Annotated in this window: 22 protein-coding genes and 1 tRNA gene; 10 read left to right on the forward strand and 13 right to left on the reverse strand. The window is 55.3% G+C overall.

The genetic code is table 11. The features are described 5' to 3' along the window. Window positions 1-15: 15 nt before the first annotated feature. The 3 genes from OS112_10290 to OS112_10300 are packed head-to-tail and all read right to left on the reverse strand — an operon-like array spanning window position 16 to window position 2665. Window positions 16-642: a chemotaxis protein CheW gene (locus OS112_10290; GenBank protein WAC04827.1), complete on the reverse strand. Its 627-nt coding sequence runs from the start codon at window positions 640-642 to the stop codon at window positions 16-18. Then, window positions 639-2192: a hypothetical protein gene (locus OS112_10295; GenBank protein ID WAC04828.1), complete on the reverse strand. Its 1554-nt coding sequence runs from the start codon at window positions 2190-2192 to the stop codon at window positions 639-641. Before OS112_10295 ends, OS112_10290 begins: the two co-directional genes overlap by 4 nt. Before the next feature lie 2 nt (window positions 2193-2194). After that, window positions 2195-2665: a chemotaxis protein CheW gene (locus OS112_10300; protein WAC04829.1), complete on the reverse strand. Its 471-nt coding sequence runs from the start codon at window positions 2663-2665 to the stop codon at window positions 2195-2197. 789 nt (window positions 2666-3454) lie between these two features. Here OS112_10300 and OS112_10305 point away from each other — a divergent pair. The 6 genes from OS112_10305 (at window position 3455) to OS112_10330 (ending at window position 10230) form a co-directional block, all read left to right on the forward strand. After that, window positions 3455-4612, forward strand: a complete 1158-nt coding sequence (locus tag OS112_10305) for a PEGA domain-containing protein (GenBank protein ID WAC04830.1) — start codon at window positions 3455-3457, stop codon at window positions 4610-4612. A 164-nt stretch (window positions 4613-4776) separates the two neighbouring features. Beyond that, window positions 4777-7965, forward strand: coding sequence for an isoleucine--tRNA ligase (gene ileS, locus OS112_10310; GenBank protein ID WAC04831.1), 3189 nt, complete (start codon window positions 4777-4779; stop codon window positions 7963-7965). 43 nt (window positions 7966-8008) lie between these two features. Beyond that, window positions 8009-8416: a hypothetical protein gene (locus OS112_10315; protein ID WAC04832.1), complete on the forward strand. Its 408-nt coding sequence runs from the start codon at window positions 8009-8011 to the stop codon at window positions 8414-8416. 104 nt (window positions 8417-8520) lie between these two features. Further along, window positions 8521-8982 (forward strand): hypothetical protein, encoded by a 462-nt coding sequence (locus tag OS112_10320; GenBank protein ID WAC04833.1) that lies wholly within the window; start codon window positions 8521-8523, stop codon window positions 8980-8982. A gap of 11 nt (window positions 8983-8993) precedes the next feature. Next, window positions 8994-9482 carry a hypothetical protein gene (locus tag OS112_10325; GenBank protein WAC04834.1) on the forward strand — a complete coding sequence of 163 codons (489 nt, stop codon included), beginning with the start codon at window positions 8994-8996 and terminating at the stop codon, window positions 9480-9482. A gap of 40 nt (window positions 9483-9522) precedes the next feature. Further along, a complete protein-coding gene (locus OS112_10330; protein WAC04835.1) occupies window positions 9523-10230 on the forward strand; it encodes a hypothetical protein in 708 nt (235 codons plus the stop codon). 49 nt (window positions 10231-10279) lie between these two features. Here the strand turns inward: OS112_10330 and OS112_10335 are convergent, their stop codons facing one another. Beyond that, window positions 10280-11011 carry a tRNA 5'-guanylyltransferase gene (locus OS112_10335; GenBank protein ID WAC04836.1) on the reverse strand — a complete coding sequence of 244 codons (732 nt, stop codon included), beginning with the start codon at window positions 11009-11011 and terminating at the stop codon, window positions 10280-10282. Window positions 11012-11078: 67 nt separating this feature from the next. Further along, entirely contained in the window at window positions 11079-11342 is a 264-nt protein-coding gene (locus tag OS112_10340; protein ID WAC04837.1) for a PRC-barrel domain-containing protein, read from the reverse strand. Between the two features lie 53 nt (window positions 11343-11395). Between OS112_10340 and OS112_10345 the strand changes: the two genes are divergently transcribed. Then, window positions 11396-12541, forward strand: a complete 1146-nt coding sequence (locus OS112_10345) for a CBS domain-containing protein (protein WAC04838.1) — start codon at window positions 11396-11398, stop codon at window positions 12539-12541. Window positions 12542-12543: 2 nt separating this feature from the next. Here OS112_10345 and OS112_10350 read toward each other — a convergent pair whose 3' ends face one another. The 3 genes from OS112_10350 to OS112_10360 are packed head-to-tail and all read right to left on the reverse strand — an operon-like array spanning window position 12544 to window position 16256. Then, the gene (locus tag OS112_10350; GenBank protein ID WAC04839.1) at window positions 12544-14187 is read right to left on the reverse strand and encodes a radical SAM protein; all 1644 of its coding nucleotides are present in this window, start codon (window positions 14185-14187) and stop codon (window positions 12544-12546) included. Continuing rightward, complete coding sequence (locus OS112_10355; protein WAC04840.1) at window positions 14177-14797, reverse strand: DUF115 domain-containing protein; 621 nt, start codon at window positions 14795-14797, stop codon at window positions 14177-14179. The genes OS112_10350 and OS112_10355 overlap by 11 nt, the downstream gene beginning before the upstream one ends. Before the next feature lies 1 nt (window position 14798). After that, window positions 14799-16256 (reverse strand): DHH family phosphoesterase, encoded by a 1458-nt coding sequence (locus OS112_10360; protein WAC04841.1) that lies wholly within the window; start codon window positions 16254-16256, stop codon window positions 14799-14801. Window positions 16257-16491: 235 nt separating this feature from the next. Between OS112_10360 and OS112_10365 the strand changes: the two genes are divergently transcribed. Beyond that, a tRNA-Lys gene (locus tag OS112_10365) sits at window positions 16492-16564 on the forward strand. A gap of 83 nt (window positions 16565-16647) precedes the next feature. Here OS112_10365 and OS112_10370 read toward each other — a convergent pair. From OS112_10370 to OS112_10390, 5 genes are all read right to left on the reverse strand, one after another. After that, complete coding sequence (locus OS112_10370) at window positions 16648-17040, reverse strand: PIN domain-containing protein (protein ID WAC04842.1); 393 nt, start codon at window positions 17038-17040, stop codon at window positions 16648-16650. Continuing rightward, the gene (locus OS112_10375; GenBank protein WAC04843.1) at window positions 17037-17261 is read right to left on the reverse strand and encodes an AbrB/MazE/SpoVT family DNA-binding domain-containing protein; all 225 of its coding nucleotides are present in this window, start codon (window positions 17259-17261) and stop codon (window positions 17037-17039) included. The genes OS112_10370 and OS112_10375 overlap by 4 nt, the downstream gene beginning before the upstream one ends. 133 nt (window positions 17262-17394) lie before the next feature. Beyond that, entirely contained in the window at window positions 17395-17820 is a 426-nt protein-coding gene (locus OS112_10380) for a cupin domain-containing protein (protein ID WAC04844.1), read from the reverse strand. Between the two features lie 17 nt (window positions 17821-17837). After that, complete coding sequence (locus OS112_10385; protein ID WAC04845.1) at window positions 17838-18119, reverse strand: DUF1294 domain-containing protein; 282 nt, start codon at window positions 18117-18119, stop codon at window positions 17838-17840. A 262-nt stretch (window positions 18120-18381) separates the two neighbouring features. Next, window positions 18382-18942 carry a DUF2148 domain-containing protein gene (locus OS112_10390; GenBank protein WAC04846.1) on the reverse strand — a complete coding sequence of 187 codons (561 nt, stop codon included), beginning with the start codon at window positions 18940-18942 and terminating at the stop codon, window positions 18382-18384. Window positions 18943-19127: 185 nt separating this feature from the next. Between OS112_10390 and OS112_10395 the strand changes: the two genes are divergently transcribed. Both OS112_10395 and OS112_10400 read left to right on the forward strand, forming a co-directional pair. After that, on the forward strand, window positions 19128-20432 hold the full coding sequence (locus OS112_10395; GenBank protein WAC04847.1) for an alpha/beta fold hydrolase: 1305 nt from the start codon (window positions 19128-19130) through the stop codon (window positions 20430-20432). Window positions 20433-20547: 115 nt separating this feature from the next. Further along, a complete protein-coding gene (locus OS112_10400) occupies window positions 20548-21120 on the forward strand; it encodes a rubrerythrin family protein (protein ID WAC04848.1) in 573 nt (190 codons plus the stop codon). Window positions 21121-21253: the final 133 nt, after the last annotated feature.

The raw sequence follows: 21253 nt of genomic DNA on the forward strand, positions 1-21253 counted from the left end.
CGTTATTTTTTCATCCTACACCTGTTCATTTACGACAAGGTTCCGGTCTGCCAGAATTCTTTCCCCGTCAAGAATGACAACCGGCCCGGGTGCCACACCCTTCACATAATCCGTATGGATGCCGGTAAATGTCGGCGGCAGGGGTTTCAGGGACATGTGAAGGATCTGGCGGGAACCGACAACAGAATCGACAACGATTCCGAATTTCATTGACTCATTCTGGATAACAATCACTTTATTGAATTCCGGGAGCCCCAGTTCCGGAAGGCTGAAGAATTTTTTCAGATCGATGACCGAGCAAATCTCTCCCCGGATATTGATGATACCCAGCAGAAACGGTGGAGTACCGGGAAGATGGGTAAGGTCCCTGATCTGCAATACCTCCTTAACAAAGGAAGATTCGATCCCGTAGTGCTCTGAGGCGAGCATAAATTCGACAACAGAGATGCTATTCTGATCCGGAATTTTTTCTTCTTCTTGTGCGAGCAGTCTTGCACGTTCCCTGAGGATCCGTTTTCTGTCCTCTGCAGCCGGTGCCCTGAGGTGCTCGATTGCCAGCCTTGCAGCATCGAGCCGGTGATGCACATCGCCCCAGTTCACCGGTTGCTTCTTCCCTGACAGAGATTGTTTTATTGTTATCATGCGATACCCTCCTTTCCGATGATCGAACAGATAATCCGATCAAGGCCGGCAGCACTCATCCCGCCGGCACCCCCGATAATCTCACCGGGCTGGTGGCTTTGGAGCAGCATACGTGCGTTCCGGAAATGAACATCTGACTCCTTAAGCATTCCCTGCCGGCGCCTGAGGTTTGCCAGCGTGAAGTGCGCAGGGATGTAAGAGGGATCGGCATACAGCGCCCGGCGCAGTTCTCCAATGGCGGCATCGATTGCCCCCTCCTCCTGACGGATCGTCGCCAGAATATGGTGATAGAACGGATTCAGTTTGTCCTGTGCAATCGCCTTTTCGCACCATCCGCGTGCCCCGGCAAGGTCTCCCCGGTTTGCCAGTACCTGCGCCATGAGTGCCATGGCCCTATGATCGTGGCGGTGCACTGCAGTATAGCGGACAAGATTTTTCTCCGCGCCGGGATAGTCTCCTGATTCGAACAGTACGACAGCAGTAATATACGGATCTTTTTCTGGCAACCGGGGACCAGACGGACGCTCCGTTTGCATGGCAGCGAGGACACCTGCGGGTTTGAGCGTTTCTGCAGGTTTTACAACTGAATCACCCTGATTAACTGTTCCAGGTGCGCTGACGGGAATCGGCTTGAAGACGTCCGGAATGGAAAATACTCCGTGGATCGTGGGGGCTGCAGGTACCTGACCGGGCTGCATGATATCCGATTTCCGGTAGGTTGTCATACCGTTGCAGATCTCCGGTACAAGGTGCTGGTTGGAAACAAGCGACGTTTCAGTTGCACTGACAATGAGCCTGCCATCCGGTACAAGGGAGCGCTGGATCTTTTCTATCGTCGCCTGAGCCGCGTCTTTCGAGAAGTACATGAGGACATTGCGACAGAGGATGATATCCATCGCGTTCGTATTGGTGAGGAGGGCAGGGTAAGCGTCCTCAACAAGGTTCAGGTACGAGAATGTGACAAGGTCTCTGATCGTGGTGTTGATCTCATACCTGCCGTCGCCCAGTTTCCGGAAATAGCGGTCTTTTACCCATTGGGGATTGGAGCGGAACGACCATTCGCTGTAGATGCCGGATTCTGCTTTTTTCAGTGCTTTCGGGTTGATGTCCGTGGCAAGAAGGGCAATTGACCAGTCATCGATATCGTGAAGGGTTCGCAGGAGAAGGATGGCGAGACTGTATGCCTCTTCACCGGTACTGCATCCGGCGCTCCAGATCCGCAGGAACTTTTCCTGTTCCCTGCGCCGGGAGATGACAGCAGGGAGAACCGAATGTTCAATCGCTTCAAATACCTTCGGGTCACGGAAGAAATAGGTCTCTCCTACCGTGAGGGCGGAAGCAAGGGTCTCCACAAGGGAACGGTCAAGTGTATCTGACATGATCCACGTAAGGCATGACGAGGGATCATCAAATCCCTGTTCGGCAGCGATCGCAGTGATCCCCCGACGGAGATCTTCATACCTTCCGACCGGGAAATGGAGCCCGATCCGGTTTTTTACAAACTCACTGAACTGCGCAAGTTCATCCTCGGCAAACCCGGATTCCCCCATGATTAAATCCCACCCCCGGGCAACGCAACATTCAGTGCTGTCTCTTCATCAAGCGACAGGAACGTATCGAGATCATGAATCAGGACCAGTCCATCGGGCAATTTTACGACACCCTGAATATAGGGAAGATCGGGGAGGATCTCGCCAGCGTCGACAGGTTTGCTGGCGGGTTCAACCACTCCCTGCACGGTATCAACTGGGAGGGCAACCCTGCGTTTCTTTGTACTGGCGAGAATGAGCTGGTCAGAGATTCCGCATTCCCGTTCGCTGCATCCAAACCTCCTGCGGATGTCAAAGACCGGGACCAAGGATCCACGAACATTGATAATTCCAAGAACAATATCCGGAGATTTCGGGAGCGGAGTAACCTCCACCATCGGGAACACCCGCTCGACAACAGGGAGTTCGAGCCCGTACCGCTGCTCGTCAAGCGTGAAAACAAGAACGCCGGAAATTTTGTTCATGGGTCCCATACCTCATACCTCCCACGATTTCGGTGTGTCCTATAAGTGCAGGCAACAAGGAAGACTCTTGTGATAACCCATTGCCAGATATAATGAGAATCAGATCGTCGCAGACTAAATGGTGAGTCTATTATTAGTCTTTAGGTTGATGAGTTATAATTGCCTATTTTATATATAAATTTTCCGGGGCATAATTATCCCGACAGGGTAATGTTTTGCATTGCGATTAACTGATGATAATGAGGAATTGATTCAAATTTCATGACAGGATCAATAATCGCAGATTACACAAAATGGGGGTTTTATGGCTGTTTAAGACCATCATTTGCTGTATTATTTTTGAGGGTATTTGTGAGAGTACCACGATTAAAAAAGCCAAAACGTGTTTGCTGACTATCACACTGTGGAGAATGCCCTATCAGCGGGAGCAAGCCGGAAACGACGCCCCCGGGAGTGTTTAAAAATAAGATGATCTGTTGAATTTTAGTCAGATTTTTGGTGCTGGATTGAAATTATACCCAAGTCAATAAGAAAGACATTCTGTTTACCGGTTTCACTCCCACCATCTTTTTTGCAAACGCCTGTGCCCGCTTCAGATCGCGGCTGCCGGGATGCCGTCAGGGGAAGTGGAATAATGGAGGGGGACAACTTCCTTTTCAAGGAGATTATAGAGGGCGTGTGCATCAAACGGGATGCTTTAAGAACTGCCCGATCCTGATCAGGCGGCACATGCATGCCTGGCCTGGACCCTCCATGAGATAATCATTATATAGCAGGTGCGGATTGAGAGTTACATGTATGAACTGGAATTTCGTCCCGGATAGGGAATATTTCCGGTGTTTGCCCGGATCTGCAGTTCCCGTTTTAATAATCGCCCTCCTGATCCTTCCCATGTGTGCCGGGGCAGCTGATCCTCTCGGTTCCCTGATCGTGGAATCCAATCCCTCGTCAGCACGCGTATTCATCAATGACCAGTATGTCGGGGCAACCCCATTTGCGACCAAACTTGATTCGGGTCATTATACAGTGAAGGTGACACAGGTAGGATATCAGGACTACACAACCACGGTTGCAATATTCTCAAACCAGATAACCACGGTCAACCCGGTTCTTGTACCGGTCCCGCAGACCGGAACGCTCTCAGTCGCATCGACACCTTCGCAAGCGCGTGTACTTGTCGATGATGTCATGGTTGGCATGACACCCTATACCGGCGCCGTAAACGCAGGATCGCATAACGTGAAGGTGACAAAGATCAATTTTAACGATTATTCGACAACGGTGGTGATCGCTGCGGACCAGACAACCACATTGACAGTGAACCTCGTTTTGGTGCCGCAGACAGGAACGGTATCGGTCTTCTCGACACCTGCAGGTGCAACCGTTTATATTGACGGCGTATACTATGGATCTGCACCGGTAACAGCAGATCTTGCTCCGGCCTCCCACGCCATCAAAGTCAGTCTGGCAGGTTACAACGATTATATTGCATCAGTATCAGTGGCTGCCGGGCAGTCGTTACCTCTTTACGTGACGCTTGTCCAGGCTTCCGGCACCTTCACTGCGACAACGGCACCAACCCTTATGCAGGCAACAACCACAACCACCGTTTCATTGCCGCCGCAAGCCGGGCAGGGATCTGTTATGCTTTACTCGCGTCCGCCCGGAGCAAAGGTGTATATCGACGGTACCTATATTGGGATCGCTCCCGCAGGTAGGCGTTCTGTCACTGCCGGGACCCATGCGGTTCTTTTTACGATGGAGGAATACGAGGATTTCCCCACGTCAATCACTGTCACGGCTGATCAGACAGCGGAGTTCATCGCCGCGATGGTGCCTGCCGGTCAGCAGGGCCGCGCCACACCTCAGGCAACAAAGGCACCCGGTTTCGGGCTGCTCCTTACGGTTGCGGGGATTGCAGGCTCTGTGGTGTTGGGTAAGAGGGTAAAACGATAACTTTCCCGCATCTTTTTTCCTTTTTTATAGGATCGATAACCCTGCTGCCCCTGCACCCTGACCTAGTATCCGCAAGTCATCATCCTGTGAAAAACTACTTTGTCCATTGACACCAACATTTTTAACACGCTTGGGCTGTTACGTCCAATGTACAGAGGGGCAACGTGAAGGAAGTCACCGCGAACTTTGACGCAAAAGGCATTGAACAGGGTGTGCGGGAATACTGGCGCACCAACGACACGTATAAAAAAGTAAAGGAGCTGCGCAGGCATGGCAGGCCGTTTTTCTTTGTCGATGGCCCGCCCTATACCACCGGGCACATCCACCTCGGCACTGCATGGAACAAGATCATCAAAGACAGTGTCCTGCGTTATTACCGGATGAACGGGCGGGACGTGATCGACCGTGCGGGCTATGACATGCACGGGCTGCCCATTGAAGTCAAGGTCGAGCAGGCGCTGGGGTTTAAGTCCAAAAAGGATATCGAGACGTTCGGCATCCAGCCGTTCATCGAGAAGTGCCGGGAGTTCGCGGTAAAAAACAAGCTCCTCATGGACACACAGTTCGAAAACCTTGGCGTATGGCTCGATTTTGCAAACGCATACCAGACCGTGGAGCCCGGATATATCGAGGCGGCGTGGTGGACCCTTGCCCGTGCCGATGCAAAAGGGATGCTCGAACGCGGGCACCGGGTCGTGAACTGGTGCCCCCGGTGCGAGACGGCAATCGCGGACGCCGAAGTGGAATACTGGGACGAGACCGACCCCTCGATCTTTGTCAAGTTCCCCCTCACCGGAAAAGCAGACGAGTCCCTCGTCATCTGGACGACGACACCGTGGACGCTCCCGGCAAACGTCGCGGTCGCGGTCTCAAAAGACTTCATCTACGCAAAAATAAAGGCGGTAAAAGACGGCAAAGAGGAGATACTCTGGATCGCCGCCGACCTCGTGGAGAGCGTGCTCAAAAAAGGGCGGTACAAGGATTACAGCGTGCTTGACAAACAACCGGGCACCGCACTTATCGGGCTGGAATACGACTCCCCGCTTGCGGATTTCGTCCCGCTCCAAAAGGAGATCCGGCACCGGGTCGTGGCCGCAGACTTTGTTGCCATGGAGAACACCGGCTTGGTTCATATTGCTCCCGGGCACGGCTGGGACGACTTCGTGCTGGGAACAAAGGAAGGCCTCGACATTGTCTGCCCGGTTGACGGGGCAGGGCGCTTTAAGGACGAGGCGGGGAAGTTTGCCGGTAAGTTTGTCAAGGACGCGGATGCAGACGTGCTCGCAGCGCTCGGCGACAGGCTGATGGCAACAGCATCGGTCGTCCACCGGTACGGGCACTGCTGGCGGTGCAAGACCCCGATCATCTTCCGGGCGACATCCCAGTGGTTCATCAAGGCGGCGGAGATGCGGGATAAAATGCTTGACGAGGTGGCTGCCGTCACCTGGTATCCTGACTGGGCGGGCAGTGCACGGTTCTACGACTGGATCAAGGAAGCCCGGGACTGGTGCATCTCCCGCCAGCGGTACTGGGGCATCCCGATACCGGTCTGGGTATGCGGGAAATGCGACAAGTACCGGGTCATCGGCACAATCCGTGAACTCGAAGAGGCGAGTGGCAAACCCCTCAAAGACCCGCACCGCCCGTACGTGGACAGCGTGACGGTTCCGTGCACCTGTGGCGGGACCATGAAACGGGTGGAGGACATCTTCGATGTCTGGTTCGATTCCGCGGTCGCTTCGTGGGCAACGCTCGGGTACCCGGGAAAAACAGACCAGTTCGAAAAGCTCTGGCCTGCAGAGTTCATCACCGAGGGGCAGGACCAGACCCGGGGCTGGTTCTACTCGCAGCTGGGAGCGAGCACGGTCGCGTTCGGCAAGGCGCCGTACAAAAGCGTGCTCATGCACGGTTTTGCGCTGGATGCCGAGGGCAAGAAGATGTCAAAAAGCTTTGGGAACGTGGTGACGCCCGAAGAGGTTATCGCAAAGGTCGGGGTGGACGTGCTCCGGCTCTACGTGCTCTCGTCATCCGCACCGTGGGACGACCTCAAGTTCAACTGGGAGGGCGTCTCGACCATCAACCGTGCGGCAAACATCCTCTGGAACGTGTACCGGTTCCCGCTCCCGTACATGATCCTCGACCGGTTCGAACCGGAAACGGAGAACGGTGCGTGGAACGGCACCTATGTAAGCGCAAACCTGCCCTTCATGGCAGACGAGGACCGCTGGATCGTTTCGAAGGCCTGTTCGCTCGCCGCACAGGTCGATGCTGCCATGAAGGAGTGCACCCTCCATAAGGCGACCCGGGCGGTCGTTTCGTTCATCCTCGACGACCTCTCCCGCTGGTATGTCCAGCTCGTGCGGGAACGGATGTGGCTTGAGGGCGAGTCCGTAAGCAAGCGACACGCGTACGAGACGATCTACTTCGTGCTGCGCCGGCTGACCGGGATCCTCGCACCCTTCTGCCCGCACATCGCCGAGACCATGTACGGGAACCTGCGGTGCGCAAATGACCCTGAAAGCGTACACCTGCTCGACTGGTTTGCCGGTGATGCTGCGCTTTATGACAGCGCACTTGAAACGGATATGGCCTATGCCCAGTCATTTGACGACGCGGCGGCGAATGCCCGGCAGGCCGGCAAACGGAAGCTCCGGTGGCCGGTGGCGGAGTGCGTGGTCGTGACCTCTGCGGGCAGCGTGCTGGATGCGATGACCCGCTTAAACGCCATCTGCCGCGAGCGTACAAACAGCCGGAAGGTCACGATGATCGACGGGCGGTGGGACAGGATTGGCTGGAAGGCCGAGCCGGTGATGAAAGCTCTGGGCCCGGCATTCGGGAAGAATTCGACAAAGGCCAGAGATGCAATCGAGAGCACTGACGGGACAACACTGAAGGCAACGCTCGACACTCTCGGCACTGCAACGCTCAAATCCGGGTCCGAAACGTTTGAGATCACACCGGCGCACGTGACGTTTAAAGAACAGTTGCCGGTAAATGTCTTCTCCGCTCCCATGAAGGACGCGACCGTGTATGTCGATGTGGCGCTCTTCCCGGACCTTGAGGCGGAAGGCTATGCCAGAGAGGTGATCCGGCGGGTCCAGGAGATGCGCCGTCAGCTCGATCTTGCCGTCGAGGACTTCATCACCGCGGACGTCATGGTCGGCGACACCCGGGTCTGCGACCTGATCCGAGTCACATGGCATGACGGGATCGCAGACGAGGTCCGGGCAAAAGCGCTCGTAATCCGTGCCAGTGATGAGCCGGCTCCGGCTGGCGTGACATGGCAGCTTGAAAAAGACTGGGATGTCGAAGGCATCCAAATGACGATTGGTATCTCACACGCCGGCAACTAACGACAATTTCCAGATCAATCCGCTTCACAGGCAGACAATGACGATGGATAGACAACACGTTTCAGACTTACTGGGGGTATATTGCGCTTTATTCCTCACTCTTGTCGCAGCAGAATCCCTATTTGTTTTTATCATCAACTGGGAGGACTGGTTCTTCGGGATTAAACTGGACGGGTGGCCTGCAGGGCTCTATTTATTTTCAAAAGCGGTTATTGCAGCGTTGCTTGCATATTTATTATTGAAAAACGGGAATAAACGAATCCAATGGAGCGTCATATCCATTCTTTTCTTTGCGTTTGTGTTCATATTGCCTGTTTTTTCCAGCCAGCGAAACATGCGGAGCGAACTGGGTTGGACGGCATTCTGGATTGAACTTGCTATTTTGATTATTATCCCGGTACTTCTGCTCATTGTTTACATGATTATGAACCGGATGGACCGAAAGGAATGAAGGGCAATGAAAAAGATCATAATCGCTGGAATTTTAGTCCTGATTGCAGAAACCTGCCGATATGATCATGTGCCATCAGTGGGAGCATTAGAAGGAGGAGCTGTTTGGATGTGCCCCTGCTGACCAGAATCAAGGAACAGATTGTGCCGATCACGATTGAGGCGGTAATTCTTGCAATCGGGTATTTTACCTTCACCAAGATGCCTCCGCAGGGAACCGCAGGAGATATTGTCGCCTGGTTCCTGCTGCTCGTTGCCTTCTGCATTGTGTTTTCCATTTTCCCGGCAATTGCCGTCATCTACGGATGGTATACCAGGAACCGTATCGGTGCAGTACTTGCCGGGGCACTCCCGTTTCCACTATTCTTTATTACCGTGTTTTTCCTGATCAGTTCAGATAATATGGTGTTTATTCCTGTTCCCGGCACAATACTTTTTATTGCATTTCTTTCGGCAATCTGCGGGCTTGCAGGATATTGTGCAGCACAGAGGACGAAAAATTACCTTGCGGTATCGATTATTCTCACCGGGATGTGGCTTATTATCTGGATGAAGTCATTCAATTGAGGTTTGAAACAATGGATGATGACAGAAAATTGTTAATAAAAGGGAATGTTCTGCTCGCGCTGCTCCTGGCCGCGATGGTAGTGATCCCGACAGCAGCAGCGGAGAACGGAACAAATATCAACGGTTTTGAACCTGTACGGAATGAGAATGGCACGGTGACTATTGACGGGATTACTCTCCCGGTCGTGGAATCCAGAGCGTATCCGATCAACACATCCGAATTCGATGCCCCGCTCACGCGCGAACAGTTCATCGCGGGAAACCAGAGATACATCGCGTTCCTCACAGAGCAATTGGGAAAGGAACAGGCTGAAACGATGGTGAATGATGAGTTCGACCGGATAACCAACGCTTCGAAAATGCGAGCTGACACCGCACCGGCAACGGTTCCGCTCCAATCACCATCAGCTCCCCCACCCCAGCCCGCACCGCTCTCCGCGATACCTGCCATCGGAGCATGTGTAACGATATCTGTTTTTTCAATTACCAGGAGAATATAACAGTCAGTAAGGACATCGTACCATAGAGTTGAAGGGAAAAATGACCGATCCGGATTGTTCTTTTTATGCAGTTCCGGTTGTTGCCTTCCTGCTCTTTGCAACAATTCTCGGAGCCGGTTGTACCGGGACATCCCTGACATCTCCGGCCAATGACACAGCATTCCCGGCTCCCCCGTTGCCAGTGCCTGAGGTACCCATAGCGGATCAGGGACGGCCTTGCCAGACAAACGAGGAATGGCACGCCAAAGCCGATCAAACTGGCGCGTGGATAGATGGTTTTCTCATCGATGAAAAGACGCCGGATGATGAGATCCGCTCAATTGTGAATAATTACACGCGTATCGTTTCTCTGGATATCCGGATTTCCCCACCTCATTACATCGGATATTACATCACAGTGCCGGAATCGAGGTTTCTAACCTTCAGAAAAATGATAGAGGATAATGTTTCAGAATGGAACATGAGCTTCTCATCGCCGATGTTTGGTGTCATTGAACCCGCGGTGAAAACACGGGGGATCGACCTTGTTGCTCCTGTCTTCATATCGTATAGCGACCGGATGAAAGAACCGGACGTCTTTGACAATCTTATTTTACGTAACGTCTCTTTGATGAGAACTAAGGTCGTCAGGTTTGACCTCAGCCCAGTATATACGCCGCAGGAGCGGGACACTGTGCTCCACCGGCTCAATGCAGACACAAAAGTCCTTTTCGTGTTCAAGGAATACCTTGAGGGAGTGCTCTGTTGATGTATATGGATCGCCTATGAGACCGCAAGGTTCCTTTCAGAGGGGATATTTACCCCGTCGAAATAATTTTTCTTAAAAATGCCTGCCCCTCTGGCGACGTGAACAGGGGCAGGTCATCGTCAATGATGACACTGCTCCGTATTGCCTTTACTTTCTCTTTTGTCAGCGGGTTGAACCCTTCCTTCTCCGCTGTTTTCTTATATACAAGCACGCCCCGGCGCTGCCATGCCGGTGTCTTTGCGAGGTTGACTCCCCGTGCGTGCATGAGGTCGTGGAGTTCGTTAGAAGGCATCCCTTTGAGCCGTGCTGCTGCCTGCCGGGGTTTCATGCCATCAGCGATCAGCGCCTGCTGGCAGTAGCCGTTCAAGTGGTTCCGCCATGCCTCGTCCTGCCGGTTCACCAGGTACTCGACCACGTATTCGGGCGTCACGGGAATAGTGCGGGCGTCAAACGCGATAGGTTCGGCGCATTCGAGCGCGAGGGTGAGCGCACTTGCTGCAAACGATGCGGCAACCGAATCGATCTTCTCCACGCGCCCAGAGAACGGGAGTTTTGGGAGGTACAGGCTGATCTCATCGGAGAACGTATACGCAAACTCCGGCGAGAGCCCGCTGTCGGCAACGAGGCTCCGGCAGACGGCGCCCATCGCGTGGGAAAACCGGGCGTCAAACGGTTTTGAAAGGCCAAGCATGTGGGCGAGCCTGTGGAATGCCCGCCCGTCAAGACGCACGATCACCGGCGGGACAGTGGTGATCGATGCAAAGAGTTCGCGGTTTTCCATACGGCAAGGGGTGCTTATGGTGAAGGGAAAAAAGAGACAGGGTATTGTGCCCGCCTTTCTGGTAGGCTCACTCCAGCGGCGCCGCTGTGGTGAATGCACCGGGCAGGTGGCGGATGAGCACGATATCGTCGATTGCGGAGATGATGCGGTACGGGATCTTCAGGCCTTTGAAGTTCTTTAAGTCGACCAGCTGGTCGTTGACCTTGCCGACGACAATCGCATCAATCTTTTTCTGGTCCACATCGAGAAGGACATCTTCGACCTCCCCGACAAACATCCCTTTGTCAGTGTAGATCAGAAGCCCGAAAAGTTCTGTAATCTGGGTCTGCATCGCTATCAGATGAAAGTATATACTATAATGGTTAAAAAGATAATCCTTTCAATATGGACGGTTCGTTTCGGATCGGGCGGATTTTCGGGATCCCGATACAGGTACATTTCACATTTTTCCTGATCATACCGGTCTTTGCATGGATCATCGGGACCGACATCACCTATGCCATCGAGTTTGTCACGACAACATTTGAACTGTCGTCTCCCGTCTCCTTTGATACGTCCCTGATCACTGCCGGCCTTATGCCCTACATCCTTGGGACGATCATCTCGCTGGGGCTCTTTGCCGGGGTGCTTGTCCACGAGCTTGCCCATTCCATCGTCGCGCGGCGCAACGGGATCCGGATCAACAGCATCACGCTGCTGATATTTGGCGGGGTTGCGTCGATGGAGGAGGGGTTGCCCGACCCGCGTGTGGAGCTGCCGATGGCGCTTGTCGGCCCCCTCACAAGCCTGCTTGTCGGGCTTATCTGCACCGGCATTGTGTATGCGACCCCCGCGTTTGTAACAGACACGGCAGTCGCCGGCCTGATCATGTTTGTCTTTGGCTACCTCGGAATACTCAACATTGTCCTCTTTGTCTTCAACCTCCTGCCGGCATTTCCCATGGACGGCGGCAGGGTGCTGCGGGCATGGCTTGCAAAACGGATGCCGCTTCATCGCGCCACCCGGATCGCTGCAGATGTGGGCAAAGGTTTTGCGGTCCTGTTTGCCATCATCGCGATCGTCTTTTTCAACCCACTCCTGCTTGTCATCGCGTTCTTCATCTATATCGGGGCGAGCCAGGAGACCATTGCGGTAAAATACAGCGTCCTTTTAGGAGACGTGCGGGCAGGGAGCATCATGAGCAGCCCGGTGACATCCGTCGCGCCCACCCTGCCGGTCACCAAAGTGGTCGAGATGATGTACGCGACCAAGCACCTCGGCTTCCCCGTCACCGAACACGATGTCCTCGTGGGCATGGTGACAGTAGCTGACGTGCAGAGGAGGACCCCCATCGACCGGGACGCGATGCAGGTGCGCGACGTGATGAGCCGGGACGTAATCGCGGTGACTCCCGATACTCCGGTGACCGATGTGCTCCGGATCATGACCGCAAAGGATATCGGGCGTGTGCCCGTGGTCGAGGGCGACAGGGTGGTTGGCATTGTTACCCGGACAGACATCCTCAAAGTCGTCGAGTTAAAAGAGATCTGATCCTATAAGGTTATCAGGCGGTCGAGCGGTGTTTTCCCGGCGATTGCCCAAAACTCTTCCATAGTCCTGAACGGCCGGTGTGCAAGGACGGAAACAACCTGTTTTTTCCCCAGGCCCGGTACCCATTTGAGAGCGGATGGAGGCAGCGTATTGACCGCAACGGGGACGGGGAGGGCCGTGATCGACCGCATCCCGTGGCCGACGACAACGGCATCAAGTATCGTCAGCGGGGCGAGCCGTAGCGGGAGCCCGACAAGGATCGGGTACGACCCCATAGGTCGGGCAAACGAGAGGTCGCCGCTGACTTCCACGATCACGTCCCGGATTACCGTGCCCGCCGGGAATACCTTTCGGACCATTGGAATGTCAAACCGCTGCCGGGCCTTCTCCTTGAACGCGATGAACCGGCGGCCGTATTTTCCCAGCGTGTTGTTCTCATACGCCCGCGTCCCCTCAAACGGCATCAGCTGCCGGATGTTCACCCGCCGCACGAGCAGCCCGGCATCAAGGACACGGGCGAGGAACTGTTCGTTGAGCTCGTAGGTCTTCTCTGTTTCACCCGCAAGCCCGCAGACAAAGTTGAGCCCGGGCAAAAGTTCCGGGATGCCATCCTTACGCATCCCCCCGGCTTCGTTGACAATCTCAATTGCCCGGAACACTTCATCCGGCTGTGCCTTGAGGTTGTTTGCCGCAATCACGGCAGGGTCGGCAGTCTCCATGCCGAACGCGGCAACATCGCCTGCGGTATGGTGCCGGACGATGGCGTTGAGTGCCTCGCGGGCCGCCTCTTCGTGGCGTGCGATGGTTGCCGGGTTGGTGTTATCGATATGCAGCGTTTTCAGGCCCGGGGCGGCTGTACGGATCGAGTGGAACAGCGCCTCGATCTTCTCAGGTTCCGGCGCAGGATACTCCCCGCTGCCTGCCCCGTATGCAAGGATGTCCGGCTGCCGGCCGACCCGGAAGTGCCGGGCGCCGCTGGCGTACAGTGCCTTCACTTCACCTTCAATCCCGGGTATGCCCCGGTACTTTGGGCTGCCGTAGAAGGGTTCGGTGCAGAACGAACAGCCGCCATATGCCCCGTGGGAGCAGCCCCGTGCGGTCTCCAGCTCACACATGACGTGCGGGTAATTCGGGTGCTGCGTGACGATCCCGCTTCCGGCAATACTCCATGGATCCGACCGGGAGTAGTCAAGGACGCCGTGCGGTTCATTGCCGGACAGGTATTCATCAAGGGCCTCGGCAACGGATCCGGCGAGCATGCTGTCAAACCCGCCAATTGCCTGCTTTACCGCCTTCTGCCCCCCTTCCGGCGAGTACCCGAACCCGATCGGCCCCCCGATCAGTTTTTTTCCCGCCCGTATCGCAGAGCCGATCTGCCGTATCTCGGTCAGCGTTGCAGGTGCTCCCCCGAGGTACTTGCCCGGTACCGTAACACCGGCAATCATGACAAGACATTCCGTTGCATTGAGCTGGTTGATCCGTGCGGGATCGTTCCGGAGCTGGTCGATGGTGAGATACCGGACAGAATAGTGATGTGTAATAAGCACCCCGGCAACAGTGCGGATATATGGTGAGATATATGGCGGCACGCCAAGGCAGGCAGGCTCGTCCACGTACCCGTCAAGGATGAACGCTTCAGCACTCATGCCCGATCAGCCTGAGCAGTTTTCGCGCCCAGAAGAGTTTGCCCCGTTTCACCGGGTCGACGCCTTTGTCATCAAGGTCAAAGCCGATGATCGTGATTTCCGATGCGCCTAATTCATCGGCGGCAAAGACCGCACGGTCGCCATCGGTGAACCCGCCGAAGTTGTGGACGCGGGGGAGTGGGGCGGCCTGCGTGGTGGCGACAGTCGGGCCGGGGAACCGGGGCACCCAGTGGCGCAGGAGCGGCATGTTGTCGCCATGCGCATGGACAACGATGATCGTCCCACTACGGTTCATGTCGATGAAACGGTCGGTCGCCCCGTCTAAATCGGTGAAGACTGCATCGGGACGGATGCCATGATCGAGAAGGACTTCGGCTGCTGCATCCGCGGCAAAGACGACCCCCCTGATCTTTTTTAGTTCGTCTTTGAGGCGCGGGGCATTTCCGCAGACCGTGACTTCGCTGCCATCAGTGAGCGAGGCAAGGGACAGGAGGTTGTCGCGGGTAAGAAGCGTATCGAGGAGCCGGGCCGCCTCTTCGTCTTGTGCCCGGTCGAAACTGAAGTACTGGAGGATTTCGAGGTAGCGAGGTTCCCACTCCGGATACTTCATCCTACTTTCCCTCGTTCTCGAGCCCGACGAGGGTCTTGAACTTCTGGAGGATTGGGTCGATGGTAATATTGAGGAGCTCGGCTTTCTGCTCCACCCTGCCAAAGTAGTGGAGCGGGAGTGTGGCTGCTGCCATGTTCGGGTGCCCGCCCGCGTCTCCGATGTCGCCGAACGCCTCGGCTAGCGCGTTCCCGACATGGAGCCGGATGTCACGGTTGCGGGCGGAGACGACGATCGCGGTATCGGTGATGCCGTACACGAGCGCCGTGTTCACGCCCTCGAGCGTGATCAGGAGGTCTGCTGCCTGCGGGAGCGCGTCCCGGTTCATGACGTAGCCAACATTGGAGAAGAGGTACCCGCTGATCACCTGCCTGTTCTGGATCGCCTTGCCAAGCACGTCAATTGTCTCCTGCGAGAGCGAGGGCGACATGATCTTGTCCAGAAGGTCTGCATCGGTGAGCGGGAGCAGAAAGCCTGCATAGTTCAAGTCCTGCGGGGTAGTGTTGCGCTTGAAGTCCTTTGTGTCGGCCCGGATGCCGTACATGAGCGCGGTAGCCACGCGCTTGTCGACCGGGATGTCAAGCTCCTGCAGGTACTGGGTGAGGATGCTGGCCGTCGCCCCGAGGCCCGGCCGGATATCGATGAACGTGCCTGAACCTGCCGGGCGCTTTCCGTCCTTGTGATGGTCGATGATAATATGGATTTTTGTGCTCTGCGGGACGTCATTGTTGGCCCCCGGTGCCGGGGTGTCAACGAGCGCGAGGTAGTTGCACTTGGCAAGCGCCTCCAAAGTGAGGTGCTCCATCTTGATGTCGAGCAGGTTGACGAACGTCCGGTTCTCCTGGTGCCCGATATTTCCCTCGTAGAAGATCCGGGTCGTAAGGGACCTGGGGTTTGCGTGTTTTGCGATCGCGGCAAGCGCCATCGCGCTTGCGATTGCGTCAGGATCGGGGTTCTGGTGGGTGATAATGCCCAGCGTGCCTTCCCAGCCGGCAAGGAGTGTAAAGAGCCTCTGTGAGATCCGGCTCACGTGCTGTTTCTTGATCTGGTGGATCGCTGCTTTTGCGACCACTTCCTGCGGGTAGAGCACGAACTCTGCGCCGGCAGCGGTGAGCTTTTGGCCGCTCACGGGATCGATAGAACGTGCGATCACGTGTGCCGCCGGGTACCGCTTCCGGATCGCCGTGACCGCGGCAAGGTTTGCCTCCGCATCGCTTGTCATCACAAATGCAATCTCGGGTTCGGGCAGCCCGGTGAGCATATCGGGCGCGTTGATGTCCCGCTGGTACGCGTCGTACTTCTGGTCGCGGAGGTTGCGGACCCGCTGCTCGTCTTTGTCCACGACGACCACGTGCTCGTTCTCTTTTACCAGTTCGAGGATGATATTGTAGCCGGTCGTACCGCAGCCGAATATGAGGTACTTGACCTGTCCCGGGGCCACAAATGGCGCTGCGTCAGGCATGTTACACTGATGTCAGCGTCCATGATATTAAGGGATTGCAGAAGAATGCAGGAGAGGCACACAAACCCTTTTTTTATTTTCTTGACGGCAGAAGAGATAAAAACGAGAGCACACAAATGACGGGCCAAAACATGAAGCCCCCCGTTCTCACGCAGGAGATCCCCGTCTGTTTGCTGCCCGACACGTTACTCGACACCTTTATTTGCGATTGTCAACCACATTATTAGGTCTAAGTGGGTCTGTAGCTTAGTCGGCATAGCGGCGGACTCTTAATCCGCAGGTCAAGGGTTCAAATCCCTTCAGGCCCGTTTTCTATTTTGGATTTTTCCCGTCGCCATTATTGTTCTGCTGGTTATCTGGAGGATTGGGTATTGGTTCATCGTGAATTTTTTTAGCTGATCCGTACGATCCCATCGACTTTATCAAAATCCGAATCAAACGAAACGATCCGGTTGATCTTTTTCATCTCCATGATGGCGACGTATACCGCGTCAGAGACCGACAGGGTCCCGTCATAGCGCAGGAACACCGCCATGCCCCTTTTCAGGATTTGCTCATCAGCGAACACGATCTCACAATTGTCGATAAAATAATGATACAGGAGCTCCCCGGCTTTTCCCCCGCTGCGCCGGCCGATGATCGTTACCGCTTCTGCAAGGATCATGTCCGAGATGACGAGAGTCTCGCCGGCAATGGCAGGCATGAGTTTCTTTGCCCCTGCATGCCATTGATCCTTCCGGTCGGCAAGAGCAATGAAGAACGATGAGTCGGCAAGGATCATCATTCACCGGACTGGGCGTTCCGTTTCTCCCGCACTGCGTCCCCGCCCGATTGGATCATGCCGCAGATTCCCGCAAGCGTCACTTTTTTCCGGGGCCGTATGGTAATGATCCCGTCCTCGATGTCCCACTGGAGGATATCGCCCGGCGCCAGGTCCAGCATCTTCCGGATCTCAGCCGGGAGGACGGTAGAATATCCATCGGAAATTTTTGTTTTACTAGGCATAATCGCACCTATTAGTGTTTTCTTTTTACTTAGTAAACCGTTCTCACTAATAAAACTTACAATCACAGGATTCTGATTGGGCGGGGGTCGGTCCTGCCGGAATCTTTTTAGGATTGTTACTCTCGGTCGTGCGTTATGGCAGGTATTCTTTCCTGACCGGGGAAAAGATCTCGATTGCCACCGAGTCTTCATGGATCGTTGCCCCATGCTCGATACTACCGGGAATGTTCCAGCTGTCGCCCGGACGGATGTCTGCCTCGTCATCTCCTATCCGGAGCGTGATGTGCCCGCGGACAAGGTAGCCGGTCTGTTCGTGGGGATGTGAGTGCCGGGGAAGCACCGCACCTTTCTTCAACCGGAACTCGGCCATAAGCGTGTTCTTTCCCCAGACGAGGGTCTTCTGGGTGATACCGGGCAGCGATCCGGTATAGCCGGTCTCAGCATGATGGGCAAACATTTTCTGACTCCTGATCCTGACATTGGGGGGCGGTTCGCTTAAGGGTGATGGTTCGGTTGTGCTGCACGGATGATCCTTGCCAGGAACTGCCCGCGGATCCACCACCCGGCTCCCTCTTTTCAGGAAGATCCGGAAATAAACCAGAGAATCGCAAGGATCTGGAGGAGGCAGAAGAGCGGGACTACGAAAAACCGGAGTTTCTGCGTCTTGTGCCGGAAGAGCCGCATCGCAAAGAATGCACCGAACGGCCCGATGAGAGCGCTGCACAACAGGAGGGATTCGGAAATCCTCCACCTCGCGGTTGCAGCCCTCCTCTTGTCCGCAGCATAGAGGAAGAAGACTACACCATTCACAACAAGGAAGATGAATACAAGGAATTCGGGAGCACTACCAGCCGGCATACAAAAAAGACTCCTCTCACTCTCATGAAAATCTCGTCTGTCCCAGTACCGTCTGATTTCGCGGGAAAAGTAATGATGGGGGATTTATTGCCTGAGGGCCGGCACCTCGATGCTCACGCATCTCAGTGCTTAATCACCACATCGGTGCTGACGCACCTCAGTGTTTGATCAACACATCAATACTGACGTATTTCAGTGCCTGATCGGCACCTCAATGTTAACACATTTCGGTGGTTCATAAGCACCTCGATGCTCACGCATCTCAGTGCTTAATCACCACATCGAAGTAGGGGTTCTTGCCGGCAGCTTTCAACGGGATGCCGTACGCGACACTGCACCCTTTCAGCATGCCCAGCTCAAGGGCGGCGACCCCCGCGGTGAACATGATCCGGTTGTCCACGTTGTGGATCGATGCCGTCTTGACCGCAGACCCGACCGCGATGCCAAGATCCGAGACCTTGAAGACACAGTTGGGGCCGCTGTACACGGACTTCTTCCTCTTTGCCGCCCCCTCTCCCGCTTTGATCATGTTGACGCACGTGGAAAACCCGCACCCGCCGCAGTTGAGACCGAGCGCTTTTGTGCCTTCGACACCGATAAGCAGCGTAGCATCGCTCTTTCTCACCTGACCGGCGTTTACAAAGAAGAAGCCCATGCCAAGCGCCTTTCCCATCGCTTCGATCCGTGCGGCCAGTTTCTCCTGCTCTTTTCCTGTCACGACCCGGCAGACGACCGAGTCCTGCCCAACCGCTTTCGGTGCTGTCCGTGCCGCAAGCACCATGAGCCCGGCGACGGTTTTTACTGCATCCGCTTCCGCAGTCATACAAGGTATTCTGCCTGTGACAGGGAAAAACCGTTGCTTGCTTCCCATCTGGAACGGCAGGATATCCAAACGCTTATCACCGTTCCTGCACGAAATTCCGCTGATGAGTTATGGCATTGCGTAAAATTCCTGCAGTTTTTTTTCTTTTTTGTGCCCTCATCCTCCTGTTCGCTACGACAGGTTGTATGACTCCTGCCCCCTCCGTGCCGGCACCACAGGCGCTCAAGCCAGCCCCGCAGGCTGCATGCTCCTGTCCTCCCCTGGTCTTCTCTGATCCCGAGTTCGCGTTTGAACTGGAGCGGACGCTGGCAGCTGCGTATGCGGGCGAGGCCGATACCGGGGAGTGCCTCGCCACCGCGTCCCGGATAAAAGAGGGCGACTTTGAGAGCTGGTATGCTGAATGGAAGAAGACTGCCGACCATTTCCGGGCAGACGGCGATAAGAGCCTTGCAGCAGGACACAATGTCACGGCACGCGAAGCATACTACCGGACCGCAACCTATTACCGCACCGCCGAGTTCTTCCTGCACGGGAACCCGTCCGATCCCCGCATTGTGGAAACGTGGGAGAAGAGCCGGGACGCGTTCCGCGATGCGATTTCACTCGACACCGTCCCGTACGAGATCGTCACCATCCCTTACGGGAACACCACGTTGCCGGGTTATTTCTACAAGGCTGACGACTCCGGAAAAGCCCGGCCGCTCCTGATCGTGCAGACCGGATTTGACGGCTGCCAGGAAGAACTCCACCCGTACGCGATGGAAGGCATCAAACGCGGGTATAATGTCCTGACATTCGAGGGGCCGGGGCAGGGCGGGGTGATCCGGGTGCAGCACCTCCCGTTCCGGGCAGACTGGGAGAACGTGATTGTGCCGGTTGTCGATTATGCCGTGAGCCGGCCGGACGTTGACCGTGACCGGATCGCGCTCTGGGGGATCTCGCTTGGAGGCTACCTCGCCCCGCGGGGCGCTGCTTACGAGCCCCGGATCACAGCGCTGATAGCGGATGGCGGGACATATGATGTCGGGCAAAACCTTCTTGCCGGCATGAAAAGAGGTGGCGGGCCGTTCGCGAACATGACGGAAAAGGAACTGCAGGAATGGCTGAAGTCAGATCCAAAAGAGTTCAACGACGGGATCCGGGAGGCAATGGAGAAGAGCACCTTTACCCGCTGGCTCAACGAGCAGGGGATGTTCGCGTTCAACAAGAGCTCGCCCGCGCTCTTATGGGCGGATTACATGGACTTCTCGCTTGTGGGGCGGGCGGAAAACATCCGGTGCCCCACGCTCGTAACTGCCGGAACAAAAGACCAGTTCGACCCGGGCGAGGTGCAGGCAAGGGCGCTCTACGACCATCTCACATGCGATAAGGAACTGATGGTCTACTCAGATGAGTTCGGTGCCGGCTCCCACTGCCAGCTCGGTGCGTTCGCCCAGTCATTTGCCGGAAAGTTCGACTGGCTTGATGGGAAGATGGGGATGAGGGATTGAACATGTGGGAAATCCGGGTGCCACAAACCGGCCAGAGGGCAATACCGGCATGATTGTCCAGACAGCAGGGTATAATACCCGTGGATGAGAACGATCAGATGGAGTCCTGACTGAAATGGAATTCAAAGGAAGTAAAACTGAAAAGAACGTGCTCGCTGCATTCGCCGGCGAGTCGCAGGCCCGGAACCGGTACAGTTTCTTTGCAAGCGCTGCAAAGAAGGAAGGCTACGAGCAGGTCGGTGCGATCTTTGCCCAGACCGCAGAGGAGGAACGGGAGCACGCTAAACTCTTCTTCAAGCTGCTCAAAGGAGGGGAGGTTGAGATCTCTGCGGCATACCCCGCGGGCATGATCGGGACGACAAAGGAAAACTTAAAAGCGGCTGCCGCGGGCGAGAGAATGGAGTGGGGCACCCTCTACCCGTCATTTGCAAAGACCGCGGACGAAGAGGGCTTCAAAGAGATCGCCAACCAGTTCAGGCAGGTTGCAAAGGTCGAAGAGCACCACGAGAAGCGGTACGCAACGCTGCTTGCCAACATGCAGAAGGGCGAGGTTTTCAAGAAAGATGTCCCATCGAAATGGTACTGCCGGAACTGCGGGTACGTCCATGACGGGAAATCCGCGCCGGCAAAATGCCCGGTCTGCGACCACCCGCAGGCGTATTTTGAGCTGCTGGCACAGAACTACTGATCTCTTTTCATCCTTTTTGTCTGCTTTGTTCAGGACAGGCAGGGCGGTTTATCCAAAGATAGATATAAAATTTCAGGCTTTTTTTAGATCACAAACTCAGGGGATTTTTTATCAGGGCTGTCACAATTCGCTC

It is taken from the genome of Methanoregula sp., assembly GCA_026625165.1.
Taxonomy (GTDB): Archaea; Halobacteriota; Methanomicrobia; order Methanomicrobiales; family Methanospirillaceae; genus MVRE01.